This is a genomic window from Mycobacterium sp. NPDC050853 (genome assembly GCF_040653875.1).
In the GTDB taxonomy this organism is placed as follows: domain Bacteria; phylum Actinomycetota; class Actinomycetes; order Mycobacteriales; family Mycobacteriaceae; genus Mycobacterium.
In genome coordinates this window covers 1,502,841-1,525,987 of the sequence record NZ_JBFAGW010000001.1, presented here as the reverse complement: position 1 = coordinate 1,525,987, position 23,147 = coordinate 1,502,841, and the positions used below count along the sequence as shown (strand labels likewise).

Here is a 23,147-nt window from a genome sequence, read left to right as displayed (position 1 = left end):
GCGAGTAGATGACCGATCAACCAGTCACTATTGGAGTTGTCCGCGAATCGGGCGAGGGCGAGCGCCGCGTCGCGCTGGTGCCGAAGGCGATCGCCGGATTGATTGGCAAGGGTGTGAACGTCGTCATAGAAAGCGGCGCCGGAGAGCGCGCGCTGCTGCCTGACGAGCTGTACACCGTGGCCGGTGCAACCGTGGGCGACGCCTGGTCGGCCGACATCGTCGTAAAGGTCGCGCCTCCCACGGCCGCCGAGGTCGCTCGCCTGCACGAGGGGCAGACCCTCGTGGGCTTCCTGGCGCCGCGCAACGCGGACAACAGCATCGGCGCTCTCAAGAGCGCGGGTGTGCAAGCCTTTGCGCTGGAGGCGATTCCGCGCATCTCCCGTGCTCAGGTGATGGATGCGCTGTCCTCGCAGGCCAACGTTTCCGGATACAAGGCGGTGCTGTTGGCGGCCTCGGAGTCCACCCGGTTCTTCCCGATGCTCACCACCGCGGCCGGAACCGTGAAGCCCGCGCTGCTGCTGGTACTGGGTGTCGGCGTGGCCGGCCTGCAAGCATTGGCGACCGCCAAGCGGCTCGGTGCTCGCGCTACCGGCTACGACGTGCGTCCCGAGGTGGCCGACCAGGTTCGCTCAGTGGGCGCACAGTGGCTCGATCTCGGCATCGACGCGGCCGGTGAGGGTGGCTACGCCCGCGAGCTCACCGACGAAGAGCGCGCCCAGCAGCAGAAGGCGCTCGAGGAAGCCATCAAGGGATTCGATGTCGTCATCACCACGGCGCTCGTTCCCGGGCGTCCCGCACCCCGTCTGGTGACCGCGGCGGCGGTCGAGGGCATGAAGCCCGGTTCGGTAGTGGTGGACCTGGCAGGGGAGACCGGCGGCAACTGCGAGCTCACCGAGCCCGGCCAGACCGTCGTCAAGCACGATGTCACCATCGCTTCACCGCTCAACCTCCCGGCGACGATGCCCGAGCACTCGAGCGAGCTGTACTCGAAGAACATCACCACCCTGCTGGACCTGCTCATTACAGACGGCGCACTCGCACCGGACTTCGACGATGAGATCGTCGCGGCCTCCTGCGTGACCCGTGCCGCAAGAGAGGACGCATAGCTCATGTATGACCAGCTATTGGCCAATCTCGCGATCCTGGTTCTGGCCGGGTTCGTCGGGTTCGCCGTTATCTCCAAGGTGCCCAACACCTTGCACACCCCGCTGATGTCCGGCACCAACGCCATTCACGGCATCGTGGTCCTCGGCGCGCTGATCGTGCTGGGCGAGCTGCCCGCCGACGCACACTGGGGTGTGCGGATCATTGCGTTCGTCGCGTTGATCTTCGGCACGCTCAACGTGATCGGCGGCTTCCTGGTGACCGACCGCATGCTCGGAATGTTCAAGGGCCGCAAGGCTGCCCCTAAGTCGGAGGCGGCTGACAAATGAACTATCTCGTCACAGTTCTCTACATCCTCGCGTTCGGACTTTTCATCCTCGGCCTGTCGGGCCTGACGGGACCGAAGACTGCGGTTCGCGGCAACTGGATCGCGGCCACCGGTATGGCGATCGCCGTCATCGCGACCCTGATCAAGGTTCGGGATACCGCCCCGATCAACTGGATACTCATCGCCGTTGGTTTGTTGATCGGTGTCGTGCTTGGTGTCCCGCCGGCCAAAAAGACCAAAATGACTGCGATGCCGCAGCTGGTCGCGCTGTTCAACGGTGTCGGCGGTGGCACGGTCGCGCTGATCGCGTGGACCGAGTTCATCGAGACCGACGGTTTCAAGACGTTCCGCGGCGACCAGCACCCGACCATTGCACTTGTGATTGGCTCGCTATTCGCCGCCGTCATCGGCTCGGTGTCGTTCTGGGGCTCGCTGGTTGCATTTCTCAAGCTGCAGGAATCGATTCCGAAGAACGTCGAGAAGCGACTTGTCGCTTCCGCCAAGATCTTCCAGGCCACCAACATCTTGTTGCTTATCGGTGCTGTCGCCGCGGCGGTGTGGATCGGCCTGAACGCAGGAGTGGGCACCCCCTTCTGGGCGATTGTGATTGTGCTGGTGCTGGCTGGTGTCATGGGCTTGTTGGTGGTGTTCCCGATCGGTGGCGCCGATATGCCCGTTGTCATCTCGCTACTTAATGCACTGACCGGATTGTCGGCTGCGGCAGCCGGTTTGGCGCTGAATAACACCGCCATGATCGTGGCGGGCATGATCGTGGGCGCCTCGGGTTCGATCCTGACCAACCTGATGGCCGTCGCGATGAACCGGTCTATTCCGGCCATCGTGTTCGGCTCCTTCGGCGGAGATGGCGGCGGTGCGGCTGGCCCCGGCGGCGAGCAGGGCACCGTCAAGGCCACCAGTGCCGCCGATGCGGCCATCCAGATGGCCTACGCCAACCAGGTGATCGTGATCCCCGGTTACGGCCTGGCTGTCGCGCAGGCTCAGCATGCGGTCAAAGAGATGGCCAGTCTGCTGGAAGCCAAGGGTGTCGAGGTCAAGTACGCCATCCACCCGGTGGCGGGCCGTATGCCCGGACACATGAACGTCCTGCTTGCCGAGGCCGATGTCGAGTACGACGCCATGAAGGAAATGGACGATATCAACGGCGAATTCAGCCGCACCGATGTCGCCATCGTGATCGGTGCCAACGACGTCACCAACCCGGCGGCGCGCAACGATCCTTCGAGCCCCATTTACGGCATGCCGATCCTCAACGTTGATGAGGCGCGGTCGGTCATCGTGCTCAAGCGCTCGATGTCATCCGGATACGCCGGCATCGAGAACCCGCTGTTCTTCGGTGACAAGACCTCGATGCTGTTCGGCGACGCCAAGAAATCGGTGGCCGAGGTTACCGAGGAACTGAAGGCGCTGTAGCGCAACCAACGTCATCGAGTGCGAGCTGCGTGCGGAAATCCAGTGGGAAATCCGCGCCAGGCTCGCACTCGGCGTATGAAGGTGCCTATGCGCGGGATGCTGGCGGTCGTTATCGGGGCGTGCGTGTTGATGACTCCCGCAATGGCCGCTGCGGCGCCGCATGATTGCGCCTCGGTGGACCGGGCGCGGGCTCAGATTCGGGGGCTGTCACAGGAGAATGGGGTAGCGGTTCGGCAGACGGCCGTTGCGCGAAATCACGCGATAGCGGCATTGCTCCGGACGGCTGCGGGCGATACCGCAGACCTGACGGTGCGTGACCGGGCGCTGGATGCCGGGGCAGCCGCGGAGCACTACGCCAACGTGATGGCTGCTGCGACCTCTGTGGACGGCGTGCTTGAGCCACCCGGTGACGAGATGGCTCGCGCCGTCAACACGATGGCCGCGTTGGAAGCGGTCTGCCCGATCCCTGGCGGCTAGGCATCCTCGATGCGCCGCCAGGTCACCAGGGCGGCGGCCAACGCCGCCAACCCGGCAAGCCAGTACAGCGGATGCGGTAGTGGCGAAATGGCGACCGCCGCAACGGCAATAGCCGGTAGCCCGATGTTCAGGATGGTGTCGCGGCGTTGCAAGAGCAGTACCAGCCACGCCAGTACCAGATAGATGGCGAACGGGACCGTGATCGTGAGGGCGGCGACGGTTGGACTCAGGTGGCTCTTGCCGAGCCCCTCGTCGACGGCGATTTCGAACCCCGCCGACAGCGCGGCGACTGCGGCGAAGATGAAGTAGTGGCTGTAGCCCCACAGCAGGGTCGACCGAAGGGACGCGTCCTTGCACTCTTGTTCCTGGTCGAAGTAGATCCACCACACCGCGGCGACGATGACCAAGGCCGATGCCGCGATACCGATCATGGTGCCGGTGTGGTCCGCTTCCTCGGCGCCGCCGATGATCGAGTTCGCGGAGGCCAGGATGGATTCGCCGAGCACGATGAGGGTGAACAGGCCATAGCGTTCGGCGATGTGCTGGGGATGCCATGAGGTGGTGCTGGCGCGCTCGGCGAACACGGGCACCGACAGGTCGGCCAGCGCGATCACCACGAACAGCGGCACGCGCAGATGTTCCGGTGCGAACAGTCCCCAGCACACCCATGCGGCTTGTACGGCGGTGATGCCCGCCACGTAGCGCAGGCAGGTGGCGCGCATAGTGGGATCGCTGATGGCCGCGCGCACCCATTGACTGCCCGCGGCGATACGCATGAGCACGTACCCGCCGATGGCGATACCGAAGTCGGACCCGGTCATCGCCCGCTCGACACCGGCCGCGACGGTGAGCGCCCCGGCCATCTGGACGAATACGGTGACCCGATACAGCCAGTCGTCCGTATCGAAGGCACTGGCGAACCAGGTGAAGTTCATCCACGCCCACCAGATCGCGAAGAAGCCGATCGCGTACCCGGCGAGCCCCTCGGCGAAATGACCCTCGGCCCAGAAGTGGTGCAGGGTTCCGGAGGCGCGCGACACCGCGACCACGAAGACAAGGTCGAAAAGCAGTTCTAGCGGGGTGGACGCGCGATGCGGTTGTGCTGGATCGCGTGCCACCATGGCCCGCAGGCCACTGGTCATGTGGTTACCTACTTGGGGTCGGTAGAGCGGCGGACGTGGGCAGCTTAACGTGCAGATGGCGGCGGAGCCGGCGAACATGACGCCCCACTAATCCAACCAGTTGATCGGGATTTCGTCCGCGCACGGAAACCCTGCGCATATAGTGAGGCACCATGCAACCGGTGCCCGAGGCTACAAAGGCAGGCAGCTCATCGCAGCGCCGTGCCGGCCGTCGCGAGGAATTGGTGGCTGTGGCGTCCAAGTTGTTCGCCGCCCGCGGCTATCACGGCACCCGGATGGACGATATCGCGGACGTTGCGGGCCTGAACAAGGCCACGGTGTACCACTACTTCGCGTCCAAGGCATTGATCCTGTACGAGATCTACTTCAAGGCGGCCGAGGAGACTCTCGCCTGCCTGCAGGACGACTCGAGGTGGACGGCACGTGAGTCGCTGTACCAATGCACCAGCCGGATGCTCGCGCTCATCTTCTCGAATCGTGAACAGGGCGCGGTGTACTTCCAGGAGAACCCGTTCCTTTCGGAGTGGCTGTCGCCCGAACAGGTCGCCGAGATCCGTAAGCGCGAAGACATGGTGCAGGAACGGGTTCAGAACATCATCGAGCGAGGCATCTCCAGTCGTGAGTTCGTCGAGTGCGACTCGCATGTCATGGCACTCGGTTACATCGGAATGGTCCTGGGCTCCTACCGCTGGCTCAATCCGAGCGGCCGCCGCAGCGCCCAGGAGATTGCCGTGGAGTTCAGCACCACGCTGTTGCGGGGGCTGATTCGGGACGAGGCAACGCGGATCAACGATCCGCTTGGTGTGGCGACGGCGGCGTCGGCGCCCTCGTCAGACGGCATCCGGTAGACGGCGAGTGGTCGCCGATCCCACACTGGCCCTGGACCTGCCCAACGTCAGATTGCGGGCATTGACCTGGGGTCCGCAGGACGGTCCGCTGGCGATCTGCGGACACGGATTTCCGGACTCGGCTCACACCTGGCGTCTCCTCGGCCCCAAGCTGGCCGCCGACGGATGGCGTGTGGTGGCGCCCTTCACCCGTGGTTACGCGCCCAGTGAAATACCGGCGGACGCCGAGTATGGGCTGGGCGCACTGATGCAGGATGTTCTCGACATCCACACGGTGCTGGGTGGCGACGAGCGCGCGGTGTACATCGGTCACGACTGGGGCGCACTGGTCGGCAACGCCCTCGCCCGCAGCGGTTCGTCGCCGTTCGCTCGTATCGTCACGATGGCCGTGCCGCCATTCGAAGTTCTCGGGTCCGGAGTGTTGTCGAAACCGGCCGTTGTGCTCAAACAACTGGCATTCAGTTGGTACACCATCTTCCACCAGCTGCCGGTGCTGCCGGAGTTGCTGTTGCCGTGGCTCATTCGGTTGTACTGGCGCCGCTGGTCGCCGGGATACGACGCACGCGCCGACCTGCTGCACACGGGTGAATCGATGTTGCAGCCAGGCAGTCGGCGAGCTGTTCTTGGCTATTACCGCGCCAATATTCGACGAGCGCCGCTCCCGTCGCGCAAGTACTGGAAGACGCAACGGTCGCTGCTCGACGGTGCGCGGACCTCCGTGCTCTATCTGCACGGCCGTACCGACGGCTGCATGAGCGTGGGATTGGTCGAGTCGGCGCGCCGGGATCTGCCCGATCGCAGCGTTGAAATCATTGATGGCGGCGGACATTTCGTGCATCTCGAACGCCCCGACGAGGTGTATGCGCTCGTATCCGAATTCTTGGGTGCCGCATCACCGAAGGTAGAGTGAGCCAATGCCAGTCGTTAGTCAGACCGTCGAGGTGGTCGCGCCGTCTCAGGTGATCGTTTCCATCGTCACCAACTACGAGGCCTACCCGGAGTGGAACAAGGAGATCACCAGCGTCGATATCCTGGAGCGCCTTCCGGACGGCCGCCCCCGCATCGTGCGCCTCAAGGTGGAGACCAGCGGTATGTCGTCGACCAATGTGGCCGAGATCGCCTACCTCAACGCCGCCCAGGTGGCGACGCGGCTGCTGGAGAGCGACATCTTCGAGAAGCAGGAGCAGACGTTCTCGATCGTCCCAATGGGGCCCACCTGCCTGCTAACGGTCGATATGGATGTCGAAACCAAGCTGCCGATCCCCAAGCCGATGGTGAAGAAGCTCGCCAACCAGGTCCTCGAACATCTGGCCGAGGGGCTGAAAACCCGAGCCGAGCAAATCGCGTCGGGAGCCATCGCGCCGCCGGTGCCGGCACCGGCAGCGCCCGTCAGCCCCGGTTACGCACCGCCGCCCCTACCTCCCGGCACGGTCTAGGTATTCGATCAATCGGCGTGCGCCGTCGATGAACTGAACCTCGGTTTGCGCAGTCACCTCGGCGGTGTCTCCCGCGCGTAGTGCCGCGATGAGCTTGTCGTGTGTCTCCACCGCGTACCGCGCCCACGCGGGATCGGAAGCGAACAGCGGGTGCGGGGTGTATCGCGTCGCCTGCAGCAAGAACCACGCCAGTTTGGGACGGTCCGCCACATGATTGAGAAATCGGTGGAACTCGAACTCCGAGAATGAAATTGATTCGGGCGAATCGGCATTCCGGAGTGCGTCGTTGAGATCGGCCAGGGTGTCGATCTGCTCCGGGGTGATGCACTCGGCGGCCGTCTTTGCAAGCTCCACCGCAAGATGCGCCTGCAACGCGAAGATGTCCTTGATATCGGCCCGACTCATCGAGGCAACCGCATAGCCGCGATGCGGGACGGCGCTCACCAGTCCTTCACCGCGCAATGTCAGCAACGCCTCGCGTACGGGTGTGACGCTGACACCCAACTGGGCGGCCGTCTCGTCCATCCGGATGTACTCACCGGCACGCAGTTCGCCGGTCATGATCGATGCACGGAGCCGGCTGGCAACTTCCTCGGATAACTGCGGCCTACGGATCTCACGGGTCTGCGTCCGGGGAGAGTTCATCCGATCTGCCTCCTTTTCCGTTGTTGGTGACGCGCTTGCATCTAAAGTCATATCAAATATATTTGACCGGACGCGACGAAGCGACAACCCCAGGAGGCATTGAGTTGAGTCCCCATGAATCTGTCGGCGCACCCGATGTAACCGTCGACGGCGGCATCATGCGGATCACGTTCACCAGGCCTGATCGGATGAATGCACTCAACGCCGCGGCCACCGCCGGCCTCGTGGAAGCCTTGGAGTCCGTCCCCGGACGTGAGGACGTCCGTGTCGTCGTCATCAGCGGCGGCGCCCCCGGGAGTGCCTTCACGGCGGGGGCCGATGTCACCGAGTTGGCGGCGGGATCCGGAGACCTCACGCCGCTACAAGCCGCCGAACTGACCATGGACAACGCCGAGCGATTGGTGCGTGCGGTCCTGAACTGCCCGGTACCCACCGTCGCAGAGGTCACGGGCGCGGCTGCTGGTATCGGCGCCTCGGTGGGCCTGGCGTGCGACCTGGTCTACGCCGCCGACACAGCCTTCTTCCTGCTGGCCTTCGCCAACATCGGGCTCATGCCCGATGGCGGATCGAGCGTGTTGGTCTCGGCCTCCGTTGGCCGCGTGAAGGCCAATGCGATGGCGCTGCTGGCCCAGCCCCTCAACGCCACGGAAGCTTTCACGGCGGGGCTGGTCAACGAAGTGCTGCCCGGAGACCAGTTGCGTGATCGCGTCGACAAGTCGGCGCGAAGGCTTGCCCATGGTTCCCGTCGGGCGATGCAGCTGACCAAGGAAGCCATGAACTCGGTGTCGCTCAAGCTGTTCGACGAGGCCATCGCCCGTGAACGCGAGGGGCAGATCGAGCTGTTGACCTCACCCGACGCGCAAGAAGGCTTCGCCGCCTTTCTCGAGGGCCGTCGCCCCAACTTCAGTTAGTAGGAGAGTCAGTGACCGACACGATCGACGTGACCGCCCAGTCCACCAGTCTCGACCAGCCTTACCGCGCACGGCGCCAGAACTGGTGTAACCAGCTGGCCCGGCATGCGCTCATGCAACCCAATGCCACTGCTATCCGGTATCTCGGGCGCAATATCTCGTGGGCTGAGCTCAATCAGCGTGTGCAATCGCTCGCCGACGCGCTGGCCCGGCGCGGCGTCGGGTTCGGGGACCGTGTCCTGATCCTCATGCTCAACCGTCCCGAGTATGTCGAATCATGGCTGGCCATCAACGAACTCGGCGCCATCGCGATCCCGGTGAACTTCCGTATGACTCCGTCAGAGGTCGCGTTCCTGGTCGAGAACAGCGGGGCCAAGGTGGCCATCACCGAGACGGTGCTGGCGCCGGTGGCGGCCGCGGTCCGCCAGCAGGTGCCCGCCTTGGAGACGGTGATCGTTGCCGGCTCGGAGACCGAGGACGGTGCTCTTGGATACGAAGAGGTCATCGCCGAAGAAGGCGAGGCACATGCTGAGGTGGATCTGCCCGGTGATACCCCCGCGCTCATCATGTACACCTCCGGGACGACGGGTCGTCCCAAGGGGGCCGTACTGACGCACCTCAATCTGTCGGGCCAGGCGATGACCTACCTGTTGAGCACCGCCGTCGACCTGAACTCGGATGTGGGCTTCATCGGCGTCCCCATGTTCCATATCGCGGGTGTGGGGAACATGATCACCGGGTTGCTGCTTGGGTTGCCCACGGTCATTCACCCGCTCGGTGCGTTTGATCCCGGAGCTTTGTTGGACGTCTTGGAGTCCGAGGGTGTCACGGGGATCTTCCTGGTTCCGGCACAGTGGCAGGCGGTGTGTGCGGCACAGCGAGCAAACCCACGCAAGGTCAAGCTCAAGACGCTCTCCTGGGGTGCGGCCCCGGCCAGTGATGTGTTGCTGCGGACGATGTCCGAGGCATTCCCCGACGCGAGGATCCTGGCCGCGTTCGGGCAGACCGAGATGTCGCCGGTCACCTGCATGCTCATGGGGGAGGACGCAATCAGGAAGATGGGTTCCGTCGGCCGGGTGATCCCCACGGTATCCGCGCGGGTCGTCGACGAGAACATGAACGATGTGCCGGTCGGTGAGGTCGGGGAGATCGTCTACCGGGCGCCCACCCTGATGCAGGGCTACTGGAATAACGCCGAGGCCACCGCCGACGCCTTCACGGGTGGTTGGTTCCACTCGGGCGACCTGGTCCGCCAGGACTCGGACGGTTTCGTGTGGGTCGTGGACCGCAAGAAGGACATGATCATCTCCGGCGGAGAGAACATCTACTGCGCGGAGGTAGAGAACGCGCTCGCCGAGCATGAGCAGATCACTGAGGTGGCGGTGATCGGCAGGCCACATGAGAAGTGGGGCGAGGTGCCGGTCGCCGTGGCGGCCATCCGCGGGGAGGCGCTCACGATCGGTGATCTCGATGGTTTTCTCACCGAACGGCTGGCCCGGTACAAGCACCCCAAGGACCTCGTGGTCGTGGATGCGTTACCGCGTAATCCGTCGGGCAAGGTCCTGAAGACCGAGCTGCGACAGCAGTTCGGATCCGGGACGTAGCGGGAACCAGTCGGCCACAGCAAATATGAATCCAGATTCAGATAATTTTGGCGAAGCTTCGTACGTAGAACTGTACGGAGTGTACATTCCTGTAATCGCCGTCACATCGGGGGGACTGGCGTGACCGGACTCATTGATACTGCGTGTCGCGTTAGCTGACGAAAGGGACCAGGTGGTGCTTCGGATCTTGCTGTGGCGCTGCGCCGATGCGCGTCCAGGTGATATCGAAGGAGGTCGGTGTGCCGAACTCCTTTGAATCCGATGGTCGGGGTCCGTCGGATCGACAGCTCCTCATGTGTGGCGTGGTGATGGCCGTCGTTGCAACCCTGGTAGCCGGGGCGCTGGTGATCAAGTCGACCGGACGGTTCAACGACTATGTCCGCGTGATCGCCGAGCTGACAAACGTGGGTGACGGCCTGCCGGCGAAGTCGGATGTCAAATTCCAAGGAGTGCTCGTCGGCTCGGTGACCGATGTGACCCCGTCACAGCGCGGCAAGCCCAATGTTGTTCATATCGATCTGAAACCTGATCTGGCACCCACGGTCCCGCGAACGGTCACCGCACGAGTGGTCCCCAGCAATGTGTTCGCGGTGTCCTCGGTGGAGCTGGTCGATCATGGCCCCGGTGCCGCGATCACCAACGGGTCGACCATCGGTGAAGAGACCGAGATGCCGACGGTGCTCTTCCAGACGACCATCAGCAAGCTGCGTGACATCCTTTTGGCCAACGGGCGAGGCCGCGATGACGATTCGGTGGGTATCTTCGCCGTGATCGCGGCGGCGACGGAAGGGCGTCGCGCCACCCTGCTGGGCGCGGCCGGGCAGCTGTCCCGGCTCGTCGATCAGCTCAATGACATCGTCGCCACCGACACCGGCCCGTCGACTCTTTCGGCGCTTCTTAACGCGACGAAAGGCTTGCAGTCCACGGCCCCGGAGCTCGTGGACGCGCTGCATCAGGCAGTCAAGCCAATGCAAACCCTGGCCGAAAGGCGCGAGCAGTTACAGACCCTGCTCAATGCGGGATTGCATACAACGGGCATCGTCCGGCAATCACTGGATAATCAGACCGACCGGATGATCGACATCACGACAAAGCTGACTCCGGTCATCGGCGTGCTCGCTCAGAACTCCGTGCACTTCTTGCCGATCGCAGCTCGGCTGAAGGTGTTCTCCGACAAGTTCTTCAGTGAGGTCTGGGATCCGGAAAAGGACGTAGTCAACATCCGGGGAAATCTGTCATTTACGCCGTCGACGATGTACACCCGCGCCGATTGCCCACGATACGGGGAGCTGAAGGGTCCGAGCTGCTTCACCGCACCCGAGCTGGTGGTGCGCCCCGATCTCCCCGAAGTACTGCTTCCGCAGAACTACAAGCCACCGCCCGATCTTGCTCCGCCGCCGGGAACCGAGGTCGGGCCGGACGGGAATTTGATCGTCACCGGGCCACCGCTGCACAATCCGTCCCCGAACTTGCAGGACCCCAATCCCCCACTGCCGTGGTGGCAGCCCAATCCGTCGCCGCGTATCCCCGGCACCGCTGACCCTGATGACGCTCTGCCGCCACCGCCCGGAGGTGCTCCGGCCGCCACCGCGCCGGCCTCCTTCGGTGGGACCGTCGGACCCGTTGGTAGCGCGATGGAACGCCAACAGCTAGGCCTGATCACCGGGGGTGAGGCTTCCGCGTCCACCCAACTGCTGCTGGGTCCGGTCGCGCGCGGAACCAAACCTATTGTCGCCCAGCAGACCTCCGCAGGGGGGACGCGATGAAGTTCCGTGGACCACTCATTGGGTTATCGATGTTCATGGTGATCGCGGTGGCGATGACCTGGCTGGTGTACGCGACCCTGCGGCGTGATGTCGCGGGGGCGACCAACAACTACGCCGCGATGTTCACGGACGCCACCGGGTTGCGCGACGGGGACGATGTGCGCATCGCGGGCGTGCGCATCGGCCGCATCGAATCGGTCGCGATCGACGGCGATCTGGCCAAGGTAGAGTTCCGGGTACAGACCGAGCAACCGTTGTACGGCAACACGATTGCATCGATCACGTACCAAAACATCGTCGGACAGCGCTACCTGGGTCTATCGCTGGGTAAGACCGGTAGTACCGATCGGCTCAAGCCGGGGAGCGTGATTCCCGTGGAGCAGACAGAGCCGTCCTTCGATATCGGCATGCTGCTGCACGGGTTTGAGCCCCTCTTCAGCGTGCTCGACCCGACTCAGGTCGACAACCTCACCGATGGTGTCGTCAAGTCCCTGCAGGGGGATACCGGTTCGATCGTCGGACTGGTCGACCAGACATCGCAACTCACCGAGACCTTCGCGGGCCGCGACAAGGTTCTCGATGATGTGATCACAAATCTCAACGGTCTGACGAAAACCCTGGCTGGACAGAATAAAAACCTGGATAGCGTGTTGACGCATACGCGTGAGATGGTGACGATCCTGGATAACCGCCGCGCCGGGTTGGTGGATTCGATCGGCTCGACGGGTTTCGCAGTGCGCCGGTTGTCGAAAATCTCGGACACGGTGTATCCGCAGCTCAACGAAATGCTGTACCGGGAACCGGGATTCGTCAGTCACCTGAACGCCATCGAACCGCAGCTTGCCTTCACCGGGGCTAATCTTCCGTTGCTCCTCAAGGGTGTGGCAAGGACCACCCAAGAGGGTGCCTTCATCAACGGATATGTGTGCGATCTCAACATCACCGGATTCTTCCCCGGACTCAACGACGTCGTTCCGATCATCGTGAACGCCGCCACACCGGGAAACAAGGCTCAATACACTCCGAAATGCAGGAACCTGGCAGATGGATAAACGCACAGTGTGGCAACGCATTTCGCGACGCCCTGTTGAGACGTATAACAAGATCTGGTTGGGCGCAATAGCGCTCGCGGTGATCGGCTCCCTGGTGGGGGCGATGCTGCTGGTGAAGGCGGTTGGTATCGGTTACAGCCACTACACCGCGGAGTTCTTGCAGGCGGCGTCGCTGCAACCAGGGGCCAATGTGTCGTATGCGGGGGTTCCGGTGGGGAACGTCACGAGTGTCGAGCTGGCAGGCGACCATATCGAAGTCGGCATGCGGGTCCGTGATGATGTCACACTGCGCAAGGACGCCAGGGCCTCGATCAAGATCACCACGATACTTGGCAATCAATACGTCGAACTACGCAACGGCGGCGATGGGAAGCTGTCCAACCGTCGAATCGATCTCGCGCACACCGAGGTTCCCTATGACCTGCAGGCCACTCTCGAAGACGCCACCTCCACCTTCGAGCAGGTCGACGCCGACAAGATCGCAGAGTCGGTCGGGATTCTGGGCAAACAGCTCGAGGGACTGCCTGCGGTCCTGCCTAAGGCGATGGAGAACATTCAGACGCTGTCCTCGGTGATATCGCATCGCCGCGATCAGATCGGCACGCTGCTGGCCAGTACCGAGTTGGTGTCGGGCACTCTGTACCGGCAACAGGGCGATATCGGCAAACTGATCATTCAGGGCCGAGATCTGCTCGGCGAGTTCGTTTCCCGGCAGGCGAGTTTCCACTCCATGATGCGCGCGCTGACCGAGCTGACGAACTTCCTGAGCAAGATTGTGGTCAAGGACAGGCGCGCGGTCGATGCGCTCATCGCCGATGTGAAGACCTTCAGCAATTTGATCGGTGGCCATGATGACTTGTTCCGAAGCATCCTGCAGGTGACGGCGGTCGCGGCCCGAAACTTCACCAATCTCACGGGTTACGGAAACTCGCTCGAGCTGAGCGCGCCCGGTGGTCTCGCGGTGGATTCGTGGATGTGCGCGATCAGTGGAAGGGCCAAGCAGTTCAACATGATCCCGTACTTCAAGGATTGCCAATGAACATGACGAAACACCGGATCTTCTGGATCGCGGGAGCGTTGGCGGCGGTGGTGGCCGTCACGATTGGCGTGGTTGGCTGGACCTATCTGCGCGAGCGTCACGAGAGGCTCACCATCACTGCGCAATTCGAATCGGTCTCCGGCCTCTACCCTGACAACAAGGTATCCGTGCTGGGCATGCCGATTGGCAAGGTCACGAAGATCACCTCGCGTGGCACCTATATGGAGGTTGAGTTCACGGTCGATTCGAAGGTCAAGGTGCCTGCCGACGCCAAAGCCGTCACGGTGTCCACCTCGATTCTCACCGACCGTCACATCGAACTGACACCGGTGTATCGCGGTGGACCGACGCTCAAGAACGGGGACGTTATCGGATTGGACCGCACGAAGACGCCCGTGGAGTTCGACAGAGTGCTGGCCATGATCGACAGGCTCTCGAAGGCGATGAAGGGCGACGGCAAGGGCGGCGGGCCGCTGGCCGATGTCGTGAACAACAGCGCCAATGCGCTGTCCGGAAACGGTGAGTTGATGAGGGCATCTCTGGACGAGTTGTCCAAGGCGCTTCGTCTGAGTGCTGACGGCGGTGCGATGACTCGTGATCAGCTGACTAAGATCATCACCCGCCTCAGTTCGCTCTTCGATGCCTCGGCACGTAACGACCAGAACATCCGGGACTTCTCCTCCCAGGTGCGGCAGCTGTCCCAGGTGCTCGACGACGAGCAGCTGGGTTCCGGAACTACCGGAAAGCAGCTGAATAGCATTCTGCTGCAGGCAGGTTCGCTCCTGGAACAGAACCGCGATGCCATCAAGGATTCGGTGGGCAATTCCAACCAGATTGCCCAGGCGGTATACGACAACCGGCGAGAGTTATCGGAAGGGTTCGATCTGCTTCCGCTGATGGCGGATAACGTCTACAACATCATCGACCCGATCAACAACGTGGTGCGTGCCCATGTGCCGGTGGACAGGTTGTTGTTCGACACTCAGGCCGCCAAGGAGATCTGCAATCTCATGGGTCTGCGCCAACTGGGATGCAGCACAGGCACCTTGCAGGACTACGGGCCCGATTTCGGATTGACGTATGTGCTCGACGGTCTCGCGGCGATGGGGCAGAAATGATCGAGATACGGAGATTCGTAGGGTCCGCGGTGGCCGTCGCCGTGCTGCTGACGAGCGGCTGCAGCACCAACGGCCTTGCCAGCCTTCCGCTTCCGGCGCCGGGGATGTCAGGTGGTTCCTATGGCCTGACGGCACTGTTCACCAACATCTTGAACCTGCCGTCCCGCGCCAAGGTGAAATTGGGTGGCGCCGATATCGGCGAAGTCGACTCCATGAGCACCACCAACTACACCGCCGTGGTGACGATGCGGATCCGTTCGGATGTGGAGATTCCGAAGGGGACCACGGTGGAGCTGCGCACCGCGACCCCGCTGGGTGACGTCTTCGTCGCGCTGAAGCCGCCGCGGCCGGCCAATCCCGACGCACCGCTCTTGCGTGATGGAGACACCTTTGGTCTCGAATCGACCACCGCCGCCGCGACGGTAGAGGCGGTGCTGAGTTCGGCGGCGATCATTGTCAACGGCGGTGCGGTACGTAACCTCACCGGCACGGTCAATGGTCTCGGCCGAGCGACTGGGCCCAACGGTGAGGCGTTCGGAGATCTGATCGGAAAGTCGAATCGGCTGCTGGGCACGCTCAATGCGCGTTCCGGTCAGCTGGATTCCGCGCTGCGGGACACCGCACAGCTTGCCGCTGAGATGAATACGCGGCACGAGGCGCTCTCGGAGCTGTTGGTCGCTGCAGCGCCAGCCACGGACACCCTGTCTGCCAATGCAACTCATATCGCCGATCTGGCCGATCAGGTGGGTGCGGTGACCAAGCAGCTCTCCAAGTTCCCCTCGATCGCGGGTACCGACACCAGCGGCCGTAGCGTCATCGCCGATATGAACACGCTGTCGCGCTCGTTCAACGACATTTCGGTGAGTCCCGACACGAGTCTTGCCGCGCTCAATCAGCTGATGCCCCCGATCGTCAAGATCATGGCCGGTTCGGCGTTCGCCGCTCGGGTTTCGATCGACAAGCTTGTACTTGGCTCTATCCCTGATATCGGCTTCAAGGGCGACCCGGGCCTGCACGGGCCCAAGCGATATGACTGGGCCAAACTCGTCGGCTCCTTCAAGTACACCCTGTGGCGCCTGCAGGAACGTGTCGTAGGGCAGGGGCCGGATGTTTCCACAATTCCGGTGCGCCCCAGCCCAACCGAGCCGGGTGTGATTGAGCCGATACCGGGTGCGGCTCCCGTCCAACCGGGGCCGCCGCGATGATCAATTCACTGGCGAACGCGGTTGTGGGTACGGTGCGAGCAGCGCACCGGAAACGCATGTGGTTGTCCTTTTTCGCGCTCGCCGCGACCTTGCTGGTGGCGTGCGGGTACCTCATGGTGGGTGCGCTGCGAGCCAGGACATTCACGTCGACCTACGAGGTGTCGCTTGAGCTACCCGAATCCGGTGGGTTGATTCCCAACCAGGATGTGGCACTGCGTGGTTTACGGATTGGCCGGGTGGACACGGTGACTCCATCGCCCCGCGGGCCGGTTGCAGTGATGCACATCGAATCCGCGGTGAAGATTCCGGTGGGATCTCCGGTGCGGGTGTCCGGGCTCTCAGCTGGAGGGGAGCAGTATGTCGACTTCGCGCCGGTGACGACCACCGGCCCTTACCTGGGTAATGGCAGTGTGATTGCCCGGGGTCAGGCGACGGTTCCCGTGTCACTTTCCAAAATGCTCGCCAACGCCGATGGCACGCTCGCTCAGGTGGATACAGCGAAATTGGAAACCATCAAACGGGAACTCCATCTCTCGCGCGAGGCGCCGCGCAAGATGACGGACATCATCGACGGCGGCGTGTTCCTCTTGTCCACACTCGATTCCGTATTGCCGGAGACGGTCAGCACCCTGAAGCACAGCCGGGTGACGTTGTCCTCTATCGCAGAGATGAACAAGGGTCTCGCCACCACCACCCCGGGTCTGAACAGGTCCCTGAACGGCGTGGCCCGCATGGACGGCGGATTCCGCACGCTGATCGATAGGGTTCCCGGGCCGTTGGCCACTACCGACGCTGTGTTCGCCGACAACTCCGACACCATGGCGCAGCTGCTGGGGAACCTCACCACGGTGGCACAGTTGTCCTATGTGCGCGTGCCGGCGCTCAATGCGCTCTTCCCCGCGTATCGCGGATCGGTGATCGAGGCGGTGGGCAACACCTTTTACGATCACGGCGTGTGGGCCACCGCCGATATATATCCCCGCTACACCTGTGACTACGGATATCCGCGTACCGCGGTGTCGGCCGCCGATTACCCGGAGCCGTTCTTGTATGCGGGCTACTGCCGAGATGACGACCCAGCGGTGCTGGTGCGCGGTGCGAAGAATGCCCCGCGGCCGGCTGATGACGATACCGCCGGCCCACCGAAGGGTGCCGACCTCGGCAAGTTGGCCGATCCGACTCCTAAGGGCCGCTTCACCATTCCCACACCATATGGCGGCCCGACCCTTCCGATTGCGCCTCCGAAATAGCGGGTCTAGCTGAATCCCAGCCAGCTGGGCAGTGCCCGACCGACGCCTCCCGCGGCATCGCACAGGGTGTAGGTGCTATCGCAATTACCCTTGGGGGAGCCGTATCCCGCCCACATGCCGCCGGCGTCCCGGCGCAGCACGATGGCTGAGGAGCCGCCACCGTCGAGTGCGATGGCCTTGTCGACACCCAGCCCGCGGTAAAGGTCCTGGAGGTTATCGGGTGTGTAACTTCCGCCCTGGAAGACCATGAGCTCATCGGTCGCGGACTTGTATCCGACCGCGGTGCGGGCGGCGGCGGGGCCGGGATCGTTCAGCTGTTCGGTGAATCCTGGAAGCAACAACTTGAGCCCGCTGACCGCGACGAACTGAACTCCCTTGTCCATCAGGCCTTCTAGCGGTCCGGTGGCGTACCCGTAGTCCTTCGGCCCGGCCGAGGCGATGACCTCAGGGGGTGAGCCGGGAGAAAAGACCATGGTGGCCAATGCGGTCCAGATTTCGTCACCGCCCGAGAGTGCCTGCTTTCCGGCGTAGACCCGGGTCCCGGTGATTTGCTTGTTGAAGTCGGCGCTGCCGTTGGCGGTATCGACGTAGGCACCGAGTGGTGAACTACACCCGGTGCTCTTCCAGTTGCCGCCCTTTTGACCACGGACGTCGAAGAAGTTGGCGTTGATGATGAAGGTGGGCTTACCCATGGTCATCCAGGCCGCCATCGGCTTGTACGTCTCGGACGCCTGCCACAGACCCTCAGCAGTACGTGCGCGTGCGTCGCGTTCACACCGGGACTGGTATCCGGAGTGGTTATCCACCAAGAGGTTTGCGCGCAGCCGCGATGATGCGCTCTTGATGACCATGAGGTGGCCGCCGTTATCTAGCGTGTATTCGTTACCGGCGGCGCTGCGGAACGGCGCTGGGTTGCCGCCCCCGAAGTTGTAGACCAGGAAGGTGCCCTTGGTGTTGGCGATGGCAGCCAACACCGCATCGTGGGCGGCCTCGGCTCGCGCGGTGTTGTGCGTGGTCGGAATGGGCAGTGCCGCTACCAGGAGCATGCCGAACGTGATGCTTATCAGGCGACGTCCGCGAGAGTGTCGCCGAAGACGCGAAAAACGTGAAATGCCCACGGCGGTCCCTCCTGTGGTGATCTTGAATAGTTAACGATAATCACAGCAGCAACACAGTCAACTTTGGTAACAAGTGGGGATCGATCGGACATCGGCAGAGTTGCGACGGCTCGCTAGCCGCCTAAGCGGGCGTGCATCTCCCACACGAGGATCTCCGCGTCGATCGTCGCGGTGACACGCACAGCGCCGGTGTCGGTGAGCCGCACGGCATCTCCCTCGGCGAGCTCTCCGGCTGTCTCGAGGGTCACGGCGCCGCGCGCGACAAAGAGATGTACGAACAGCGCCGTCGGAAGCTCCACGCTGGCACCGGCAGGAATGCGCGCAGCGTGCAGTGCCGCGTTCCTCTGGGCAATGGTGATCGCCGTCTGATCCCGGTGCCGCGGCATTCCGGACGCCACGGTCACCAGCCCGCCGCGCAGCAGCTGGTCATCGATCTCCAGCTGCTGGTATCCGGGATCGACTCCCGATTCGTCGGGTGTGACCCACATCTGGATGAACCGCACCGGATCCGAGTGACGCTCGCCTGACAGCCGCCAGGAGTCGTTCTTTTCCGAGTGCAGGATTCCTGTACCGGACGACATCCGTTGGGCCAGACCGGGATAGATCACGCCCGAGTTGCCCTCGGAGTCCTGATGCACCAGCGAGCCCTGCAGCACCCAGGTGACGATCTCCATATCGCGATGCGGATGCGTTTCGAAGCCGGCGCCGGGCAGGACGATGTCGTCGTTGTTGACCAACAACAGCCCGTGGTGGGTGTTGTGCGGGTCGTAATGCTCGCCGAACGAGAAGGAATGCTTGGAGTCCAGCCAGGAGATCTTGGTAGCGAGCCGATCACTCGCGCGTCGGACGTCGATACCCATGCCCCCAGTATGCCGAGCATGCGCAAACGCGCCGAAATCCGGCGAAATTGCGCATGCTCGCGAAGGAAGTGGAGGGGCTTACCAGTCGGCTTCGGTGTACTTGATGACGCCGCGGATGTTCTTGCCGTCCAGCATGTCCTGGTAGCCGTCGTTGATCTGCTCCAGGCTGTAGGTGCTGGTGACCATCTCGTCGATCTTCAGCAGGCCCTGCTTGTACAGGCCGACCAGCCGCGGGGTCTCGGTGTGCGTGGTGCCGCCACCAAAGATGTTGCCCTTCAAGGTCTTCTGCAACATGGTGAAGAGGAACAGGTTGAACTTCACGTCGACGTCAACCATGGCGCCCATGCCGGTAACCACACAGGTACCGGTCTTGGCGGTGAGGATCATGGCCTCTTCGATGTATTCGCCCTTCATCTCGCCGACCGTGATGATGGTCTTCTGCGCCATGATTCCCCAGGTCACGTCCATGACCGGCATGATGGCCTCGGCCATCGAGGCGTAGGCGTGGGTGGCGCCGAACTTGAGGGCCTGTTCACGCTTCCACGGCACCGGGTCGATGGCGATGACGTAGCGGGCTCCGGAGACCACTGCGCCCTGCAGCGCGCTCATACCGATACCGCCGACACCCACGATGATGACGTCCTCGCCGGGCTTGACCTCGGCGATGTTGGTGGCAGAGCCGAAGCCCGTGGGCACGGCGCAACCGAGCAGGGCGGCCGCCTCGAACGGTACTGCCGAGTCGATCTTCACCACGGAGTCCTCGTGCACCACGGCGTAGGGGGAGAAGGTACCGAGCAGGTTCATCGCGGAGACGGGTGTGTTGCCCGCGTGGATGCGATTGGTGCCATCGGCTATCGCCTTGCCGCCCAACAGGATCGCGCCGCGGTCGCAGAGCGAGCGGTAGCCGCGCATACATGGCGGACACTTACCGCAGGCGGGGATGAACGCGAAGATGACGTGGTCGCCCTCTTCCACGCTGGTAACGCCCTTGCCGACCTTGGTGACGATGCCGGCACCCTCGTGACCGGGCAGTACCGGCAGCTCCATCGGGGTGGCACCGGTCAGCACGTGGTAATCGGAGTGGCACATGCCCGCGGCATGCAGCTGGACCTGGACCTCGCCCTCGGCCGGGTCGCCGAGCGTGATCTCCTCGACAACGATCGGCTTGTTGAGCTCGCGGATCAGCGCGCCTTTTGTCTTCATTGACTGTGTCTTCCTTGTCTTGCCGTGCCGTCTTGCCTATGTGGTGCCCGAGTGAAGCAGGTCACTCCCCCGGACGAGGATAGCGGCTTTGCGTGAAAAGTGAAACGCGTTCTAAAAGGACGTGGTCAGCGACCCAACAGTGGCCCTGACGACTACCTATGCACGGTTATGAGGTCTTGTGCAAGAAGAGCTCAGGGGTTAGGAGACACCTGCGTCGTGGGTGTCCCAGTACTTCTGGCGGAGCATGCGCTTGAGGATCTTCCCGGCTCCGGACAGTGGGAGCTCGTCGACGAATTCGAAGCTGCGCGGCACCTTGTAGTTGGCGATGTGCTCGCGGCAGTGTTCCGTCAAGTCCTCTGATAGATCTTTGCCGCCGCACTCGGATTCCGCCTGTCTGACGACGACTGCGTGTACGCGTTCACCCCACCGCTCGTCGGGGATGCCGATCACCGCGCAGGCCGCGACCGCCGGATGTTTGGCCAGGGCGTTCTCCACCTCGGCCGAGTAGACGTTCTCGCCGCCGGTCACCACCATGTCCTTGATGCGATCGACGATGTAGACATAGCCGCGGTTATCCATCCGCCCGGCGTCGCCGGTGTGCATCCACCCGTTCCGGATGGCGGCCGCCGATTCTTCGGGGAGCTCCCAATAGCCCAGCATGACGTTGTCTCCCCTGACAATCACCTCGCCGATCTCGCCGCGAGGCAGTTCCTTGTCGGTGTCGCTGCTGGAGTCGACGATCATCACCTCGCAGTGCGGGGCAGCGCGTCCCGCCGAACGCAGCAGCGCTGGGTCGTCGTGGTCTTCGGGAAGCAGCAGCGTCGCAACGGGAGACACCTCGGTCATGCCGTAGGCCTGGGTGAATCGCGCGTTGGGGAAGACGCGTTGGGCGCGTTGCAATACGGCCTCGGAGATGACGGAGGCGCCGTAGGTGATGTTGTGGATGCCGGAGAGGTCGAGCCGAGCGGCTCCCGGATGATCGACCAGCATCTGAATCATGGTGGGCACCAACAGCATGTCCTCCACATCGTGTTCGACGATCGCGTCCAGCACCCCCTGCGGGGTGAACGACGGGAGGATCACGTGCGTGACATTCGATAGGTTCCCCGCAAGCACCGACGTGAAGTCGGCCATGTGGAACATCGGTGCCGAGTGCAGCAGCCGGCCGCCGCGGGTCACGAAGTTTCCGGTGGAAAGCGACCCCATCGCCGAAGCGAGCACATTGTTGTGAGAGAGCATGACGCCCTTGGGGTTTCCGGTGGTGCCCCCGGTGTAGAAGACGCCCAGCAGGCTGTCGCCTCCGGTGCGCGTGTCCTCGACGGGATCGTGTGCGTCGAGGAGGTCTTCGTATCCGATCATGTCCTCGGGTGTCGGTCCGTCACCGCAGTAAATGACGGTGACCAGGCATGGACATGCGGCACGCAACGGTGCGGCGGCGGCCTTGAACGCATCGTCTACGAGCAGCACGCGGGTGTCGGACTCCCGTAGTGAGTAGCCGATCTCGGCGAGGCTCCAGCGGATGTTGACGGCATTCAGTGCGGCACCCAACCACGGCACGGCGGTGAGGTATTCGACGTAGCGGTCGGAGTTAAGTGACAGCATGCCCACTCGGTCACCCGGCTGAACACCCATATCTCGAAGCGTCGAGGCCAACCGGCCGACACGATCGGCGAACTGTTCCACAGTGCGTTCCCGGCCCCGGTGAATCGTGATGGGACGGTGTGGGTCCTGCTGCAGTGCGCGATGCAGCCACTGGGTTATGTGCATACCCCGATCCTGCCGTCGTGCCACCCTTCCGGGGCGGGATTCGTCGAGCTAACGGGCAATATGCGTTGTCCCGGTACGATATGTGCACGGGCAACTGAGGGTGAGGGGGAGTCGATGTCTCAGGGTCTGCCGGTAGTGGTGGGGATCGTCGTCATCGCGTTGGTGTTCGCGGCGATCTACTTCATCTCCGACCGAATGCGCAAGAAGCGGATCGCGAGGCTTGAGTCGTACGCTGAGGCTCACGGCTGGATGTACGCAGCCGATGACTCGAGTCTGTTGGGACTATCCGATGGCGCGCCGTTTGGTCGGGGTGATCGCCGCACTGCTCAGGACGCATTCAATGGCACCATCGATGGGCACGAGTTCGCGTCTTTCCAATACTCGTACCAGGAGACGAGCGGCTCCGGCGACGATCGGACGACCACGACGTATGAGTTCATGGTGACGTGCATTGTTACACCGCCATCGTCCTACCGCCTGGAGATCGGTCCCGAAGGCATGCTCTCCGGATTCTTTGGTGCCCTGGGGTTTTCCGATCTGGAGCTCGAGTCCGACGAGTTCAACAAGAAATTCAAGATCAAGGCCAGCCCAGAGCGGTTTGCGTACGACGTGCTCAATCCGCGCACCATGGAACGGATGCTTGCCGACCAAAGGTATTCGCAGCCATTGCGATTCGAGAACGGTCGGCTGTTGACGTGGCGGACGGGGAGGCTAGATGAGTTGAAGATCTCCGGCGACGTGAAGTATCTGATCGACACCCTCGAACCGGTCCCCACGTACGCCTGGGAACAGCGGTAGGAACGCCACAAACGGGCCGGCAGCCGACTGGTATTGTTTTGCTAA

The 23,147-nt window shown here is 63.0% G+C and carries 22 protein-coding genes; 16 read left to right on the top strand and 6 right to left on the bottom strand.

The genetic code is table 11. The features are described 5' to 3' along the window. Nucleotides 1-8: 8 nt before the first annotated feature. The 4 genes from AB0H22_RS07510 to AB0H22_RS07495 all read left to right on the top strand — a co-directional run bounded on the left by AB0H22_RS07510 (nucleotide 9) and on the right by AB0H22_RS07495 (nucleotide 3,340). Nucleotides 9-1,106 (top strand): Re/Si-specific NAD(P)(+) transhydrogenase subunit alpha, encoded by a 1,098-nt coding sequence (locus tag AB0H22_RS07510; protein ID WP_180749342.1) that lies wholly within the window; start codon nucleotides 9-11, stop codon nucleotides 1,104-1,106. Between the two features lie 3 nt (nucleotides 1,107-1,109). Continuing rightward, complete coding sequence (locus tag AB0H22_RS07505) at nucleotides 1,110-1,433, top strand: NAD(P) transhydrogenase subunit alpha (RefSeq protein WP_180749341.1); 324 nt, start codon at nucleotides 1,110-1,112, stop codon at nucleotides 1,431-1,433. Then, complete coding sequence (locus AB0H22_RS07500) at nucleotides 1,430-2,863, top strand: NAD(P)(+) transhydrogenase (Re/Si-specific) subunit beta (protein ID WP_358145766.1); 1,434 nt, start codon at nucleotides 1,430-1,432, stop codon at nucleotides 2,861-2,863. The genes AB0H22_RS07505 and AB0H22_RS07500 overlap by 4 nt, the downstream gene beginning before the upstream one ends. Nucleotides 2,864-2,950: 87 nt before the next feature. Next, a complete protein-coding gene (locus tag AB0H22_RS07495) occupies nucleotides 2,951-3,340 on the top strand; it encodes a hypothetical protein (RefSeq protein ID WP_358146148.1) in 390 nt (129 codons plus the stop codon). Here the strand turns inward: AB0H22_RS07495 and AB0H22_RS07490 are convergent. After that, the gene (locus AB0H22_RS07490) at nucleotides 3,337-4,482 is read right to left on the bottom strand and encodes a low temperature requirement protein A (protein WP_358145764.1); all 1,146 of its coding nucleotides are present in this window, start codon (nucleotides 4,480-4,482) and stop codon (nucleotides 3,337-3,339) included. The genes AB0H22_RS07495 and AB0H22_RS07490 overlap by 4 nt on opposite strands. Before the next feature lie 152 nt (nucleotides 4,483-4,634). Between AB0H22_RS07490 and AB0H22_RS07485 the strand changes: the two genes are divergently transcribed. The 3 genes from AB0H22_RS07485 to AB0H22_RS07475 are packed head-to-tail and all read left to right on the top strand — an operon-like array spanning nucleotide 4,635 to nucleotide 6,766. Beyond that, on the top strand, nucleotides 4,635-5,330 hold the full coding sequence (locus AB0H22_RS07485; protein WP_358145762.1) for a TetR/AcrR family transcriptional regulator: 696 nt from the start codon (nucleotides 4,635-4,637) through the stop codon (nucleotides 5,328-5,330). A gap of 7 nt (nucleotides 5,331-5,337) precedes the next feature. Then, complete coding sequence (locus AB0H22_RS07480; RefSeq protein WP_358145760.1) at nucleotides 5,338-6,240, top strand: alpha/beta hydrolase; 903 nt, start codon at nucleotides 5,338-5,340, stop codon at nucleotides 6,238-6,240. Nucleotides 6,241-6,244: 4 nt separating this feature from the next. Then, a complete protein-coding gene (locus AB0H22_RS07475) occupies nucleotides 6,245-6,766 on the top strand; it encodes an SRPBCC family protein (RefSeq protein ID WP_358145758.1) in 522 nt (173 codons plus the stop codon). On the opposite strand, the gene AB0H22_RS07470 is transcribed toward AB0H22_RS07475, so the two are convergent. Continuing rightward, complete coding sequence (locus tag AB0H22_RS07470) at nucleotides 6,746-7,411, bottom strand: GntR family transcriptional regulator (protein ID WP_180749336.1); 666 nt, start codon at nucleotides 7,409-7,411, stop codon at nucleotides 6,746-6,748. The genes AB0H22_RS07475 and AB0H22_RS07470 overlap by 21 nt on opposite strands. Before the next feature lie 104 nt (nucleotides 7,412-7,515). Between AB0H22_RS07470 and AB0H22_RS07465 the strand changes: the two genes are divergently transcribed. From AB0H22_RS07465 to AB0H22_RS07430, 8 genes are all read left to right on the top strand, one after another. Next, nucleotides 7,516-8,322: an enoyl-CoA hydratase gene (locus AB0H22_RS07465; RefSeq protein ID WP_358146146.1), complete on the top strand. Its 807-nt coding sequence runs from the start codon at nucleotides 7,516-7,518 to the stop codon at nucleotides 8,320-8,322. An 11-nt stretch (nucleotides 8,323-8,333) separates the two neighbouring features. Next, nucleotides 8,334-9,926 carry a fatty-acid--CoA ligase FadD5 gene (fadD5, locus tag AB0H22_RS07460; RefSeq protein ID WP_358145756.1) on the top strand — a complete coding sequence of 531 codons (1,593 nt, stop codon included), beginning with the start codon at nucleotides 8,334-8,336 and terminating at the stop codon, nucleotides 9,924-9,926. A gap of 239 nt (nucleotides 9,927-10,165) precedes the next feature. Next, nucleotides 10,166-11,692: an MlaD family protein gene (locus AB0H22_RS07455; protein WP_180749333.1), complete on the top strand. Its 1,527-nt coding sequence runs from the start codon at nucleotides 10,166-10,168 to the stop codon at nucleotides 11,690-11,692. Beyond that, the gene (locus AB0H22_RS07450; protein WP_180749332.1) at nucleotides 11,689-12,744 is read left to right on the top strand and encodes an MCE family protein; all 1,056 of its coding nucleotides are present in this window, start codon (nucleotides 11,689-11,691) and stop codon (nucleotides 12,742-12,744) included. Before AB0H22_RS07455 ends, AB0H22_RS07450 begins: the two co-directional genes overlap by 4 nt. Then, nucleotides 12,737-13,783 carry an MlaD family protein gene (locus tag AB0H22_RS07445; RefSeq protein ID WP_358145754.1) on the top strand — a complete coding sequence of 349 codons (1,047 nt, stop codon included), beginning with the start codon at nucleotides 12,737-12,739 and terminating at the stop codon, nucleotides 13,781-13,783. Before AB0H22_RS07450 ends, AB0H22_RS07445 begins: the two co-directional genes overlap by 8 nt. 2 nt (nucleotides 13,784-13,785) lie before the next feature. Beyond that, entirely contained in the window at nucleotides 13,786-14,901 is a 1,116-nt protein-coding gene (locus AB0H22_RS07440; RefSeq protein ID WP_358145752.1) for an MCE family protein, read from the top strand. Continuing rightward, nucleotides 14,898-16,106, top strand: a complete 1,209-nt coding sequence (locus tag AB0H22_RS07435; RefSeq protein WP_180749329.1) for an MlaD family protein — start codon at nucleotides 14,898-14,900, stop codon at nucleotides 16,104-16,106. Before AB0H22_RS07440 ends, AB0H22_RS07435 begins: the two co-directional genes overlap by 4 nt. Next, a complete protein-coding gene (locus tag AB0H22_RS07430) occupies nucleotides 16,103-17,356 on the top strand; it encodes an MlaD family protein (RefSeq protein ID WP_358145750.1) in 1,254 nt (417 codons plus the stop codon). The genes AB0H22_RS07435 and AB0H22_RS07430 overlap by 4 nt, the downstream gene beginning before the upstream one ends. 5 nt (nucleotides 17,357-17,361) lie before the next feature. Here AB0H22_RS07430 and AB0H22_RS07425 read toward each other — a convergent pair whose 3' ends face one another. From AB0H22_RS07425 to AB0H22_RS07410, 4 genes are all read right to left on the bottom strand, one after another. After that, nucleotides 17,362-18,474, bottom strand: a complete 1,113-nt coding sequence (locus AB0H22_RS07425) for a phosphodiester glycosidase family protein (protein ID WP_180749327.1) — start codon at nucleotides 18,472-18,474, stop codon at nucleotides 17,362-17,364. Between the two features lie 113 nt (nucleotides 18,475-18,587). After that, on the bottom strand, nucleotides 18,588-19,334 hold the full coding sequence (locus AB0H22_RS07420) for a pirin-like bicupin family protein (RefSeq protein WP_180749326.1): 747 nt from the start codon (nucleotides 19,332-19,334) through the stop codon (nucleotides 18,588-18,590). Nucleotides 19,335-19,412: 78 nt separating this feature from the next. Continuing rightward, nucleotides 19,413-20,537 (bottom strand): NDMA-dependent alcohol dehydrogenase, encoded by a 1,125-nt coding sequence (locus tag AB0H22_RS07415; RefSeq protein ID WP_180749325.1) that lies wholly within the window; start codon nucleotides 20,535-20,537, stop codon nucleotides 19,413-19,415. Between the two features lie 198 nt (nucleotides 20,538-20,735). Next, nucleotides 20,736-22,304 (bottom strand): long-chain fatty acid--CoA ligase, encoded by a 1,569-nt coding sequence (locus tag AB0H22_RS07410; protein ID WP_358145747.1) that lies wholly within the window; start codon nucleotides 22,302-22,304, stop codon nucleotides 20,736-20,738. A gap of 114 nt (nucleotides 22,305-22,418) precedes the next feature. Here AB0H22_RS07410 and AB0H22_RS07405 point away from each other — a divergent pair, with 114 nt between their 5' ends. Further along, nucleotides 22,419-23,102, top strand: coding sequence for a DUF3137 domain-containing protein (locus tag AB0H22_RS07405; RefSeq protein WP_180749323.1), 684 nt, complete (start codon nucleotides 22,419-22,421; stop codon nucleotides 23,100-23,102). Nucleotides 23,103-23,147 lie beyond the last annotated feature (45 nt).

What these genes read in the sequence shown, in the direction of transcription:
- AB0H22_RS07485 (WP_358145762.1), top strand. Translation starts at nt 4,635, where the DNA reads ATGCAACCGGTGCCCGAGGCTACAAAGGCAGGCAGCTCATCGCAGCGC.
- AB0H22_RS07410 (WP_358145747.1), bottom strand. Translation starts at nt 22,304, where the DNA reads ATGCACATAACCCAGTGGCTGCATCGCGCACTGCAGCAGGACCCACAC.
- AB0H22_RS07510 (WP_180749342.1), top strand. Translation starts at nt 9, where the DNA reads ATGACCGATCAACCAGTCACTATTGGAGTTGTCCGCGAATCGGGCGAG.
- AB0H22_RS07430 (WP_358145750.1), top strand. Translation starts at nt 16,103, where the DNA reads ATGATCAATTCACTGGCGAACGCGGTTGTGGGTACGGTGCGAGCAGCG.
- AB0H22_RS07475 (WP_358145758.1), top strand. Translation starts at nt 6,245, where the DNA reads ATGCCAGTCGTTAGTCAGACCGTCGAGGTGGTCGCGCCGTCTCAGGTG.
- AB0H22_RS07415 (WP_180749325.1), bottom strand. Translation starts at nt 20,537, where the DNA reads ATGAAGACAAAAGGCGCGCTGATCCGCGAGCTCAACAAGCCGATCGTT.
- AB0H22_RS07490 (WP_358145764.1), bottom strand. Translation starts at nt 4,482, where the DNA reads ATGACCAGTGGCCTGCGGGCCATGGTGGCACGCGATCCAGCACAACCG.
- AB0H22_RS07500 (WP_358145766.1), top strand. Translation starts at nt 1,430, where the DNA reads ATGAACTATCTCGTCACAGTTCTCTACATCCTCGCGTTCGGACTTTTC.
- AB0H22_RS07440 (WP_358145752.1), top strand. Translation starts at nt 13,786, where the DNA reads ATGACGAAACACCGGATCTTCTGGATCGCGGGAGCGTTGGCGGCGGTG.
- AB0H22_RS07505 (WP_180749341.1), top strand. Translation starts at nt 1,110, where the DNA reads ATGTATGACCAGCTATTGGCCAATCTCGCGATCCTGGTTCTGGCCGGG.
- AB0H22_RS07445 (WP_358145754.1), top strand. Translation starts at nt 12,737, where the DNA reads ATGGATAAACGCACAGTGTGGCAACGCATTTCGCGACGCCCTGTTGAG.
- AB0H22_RS07495 (WP_358146148.1), top strand. Translation starts at nt 2,951, where the DNA reads ATGCGCGGGATGCTGGCGGTCGTTATCGGGGCGTGCGTGTTGATGACT.
- AB0H22_RS07470 (WP_180749336.1), bottom strand. Translation starts at nt 7,411, where the DNA reads ATGAACTCTCCCCGGACGCAGACCCGTGAGATCCGTAGGCCGCAGTTA.
- AB0H22_RS07405 (WP_180749323.1), top strand. Translation starts at nt 22,419, where the DNA reads ATGTCTCAGGGTCTGCCGGTAGTGGTGGGGATCGTCGTCATCGCGTTG.
- AB0H22_RS07450 (WP_180749332.1), top strand. Translation starts at nt 11,689, where the DNA reads ATGAAGTTCCGTGGACCACTCATTGGGTTATCGATGTTCATGGTGATC.
- AB0H22_RS07420 (WP_180749326.1), bottom strand. Translation starts at nt 19,334, where the DNA reads ATGGGTATCGACGTCCGACGCGCGAGTGATCGGCTCGCTACCAAGATC.
- AB0H22_RS07435 (WP_180749329.1), top strand. Translation starts at nt 14,898, where the DNA reads ATGATCGAGATACGGAGATTCGTAGGGTCCGCGGTGGCCGTCGCCGTG.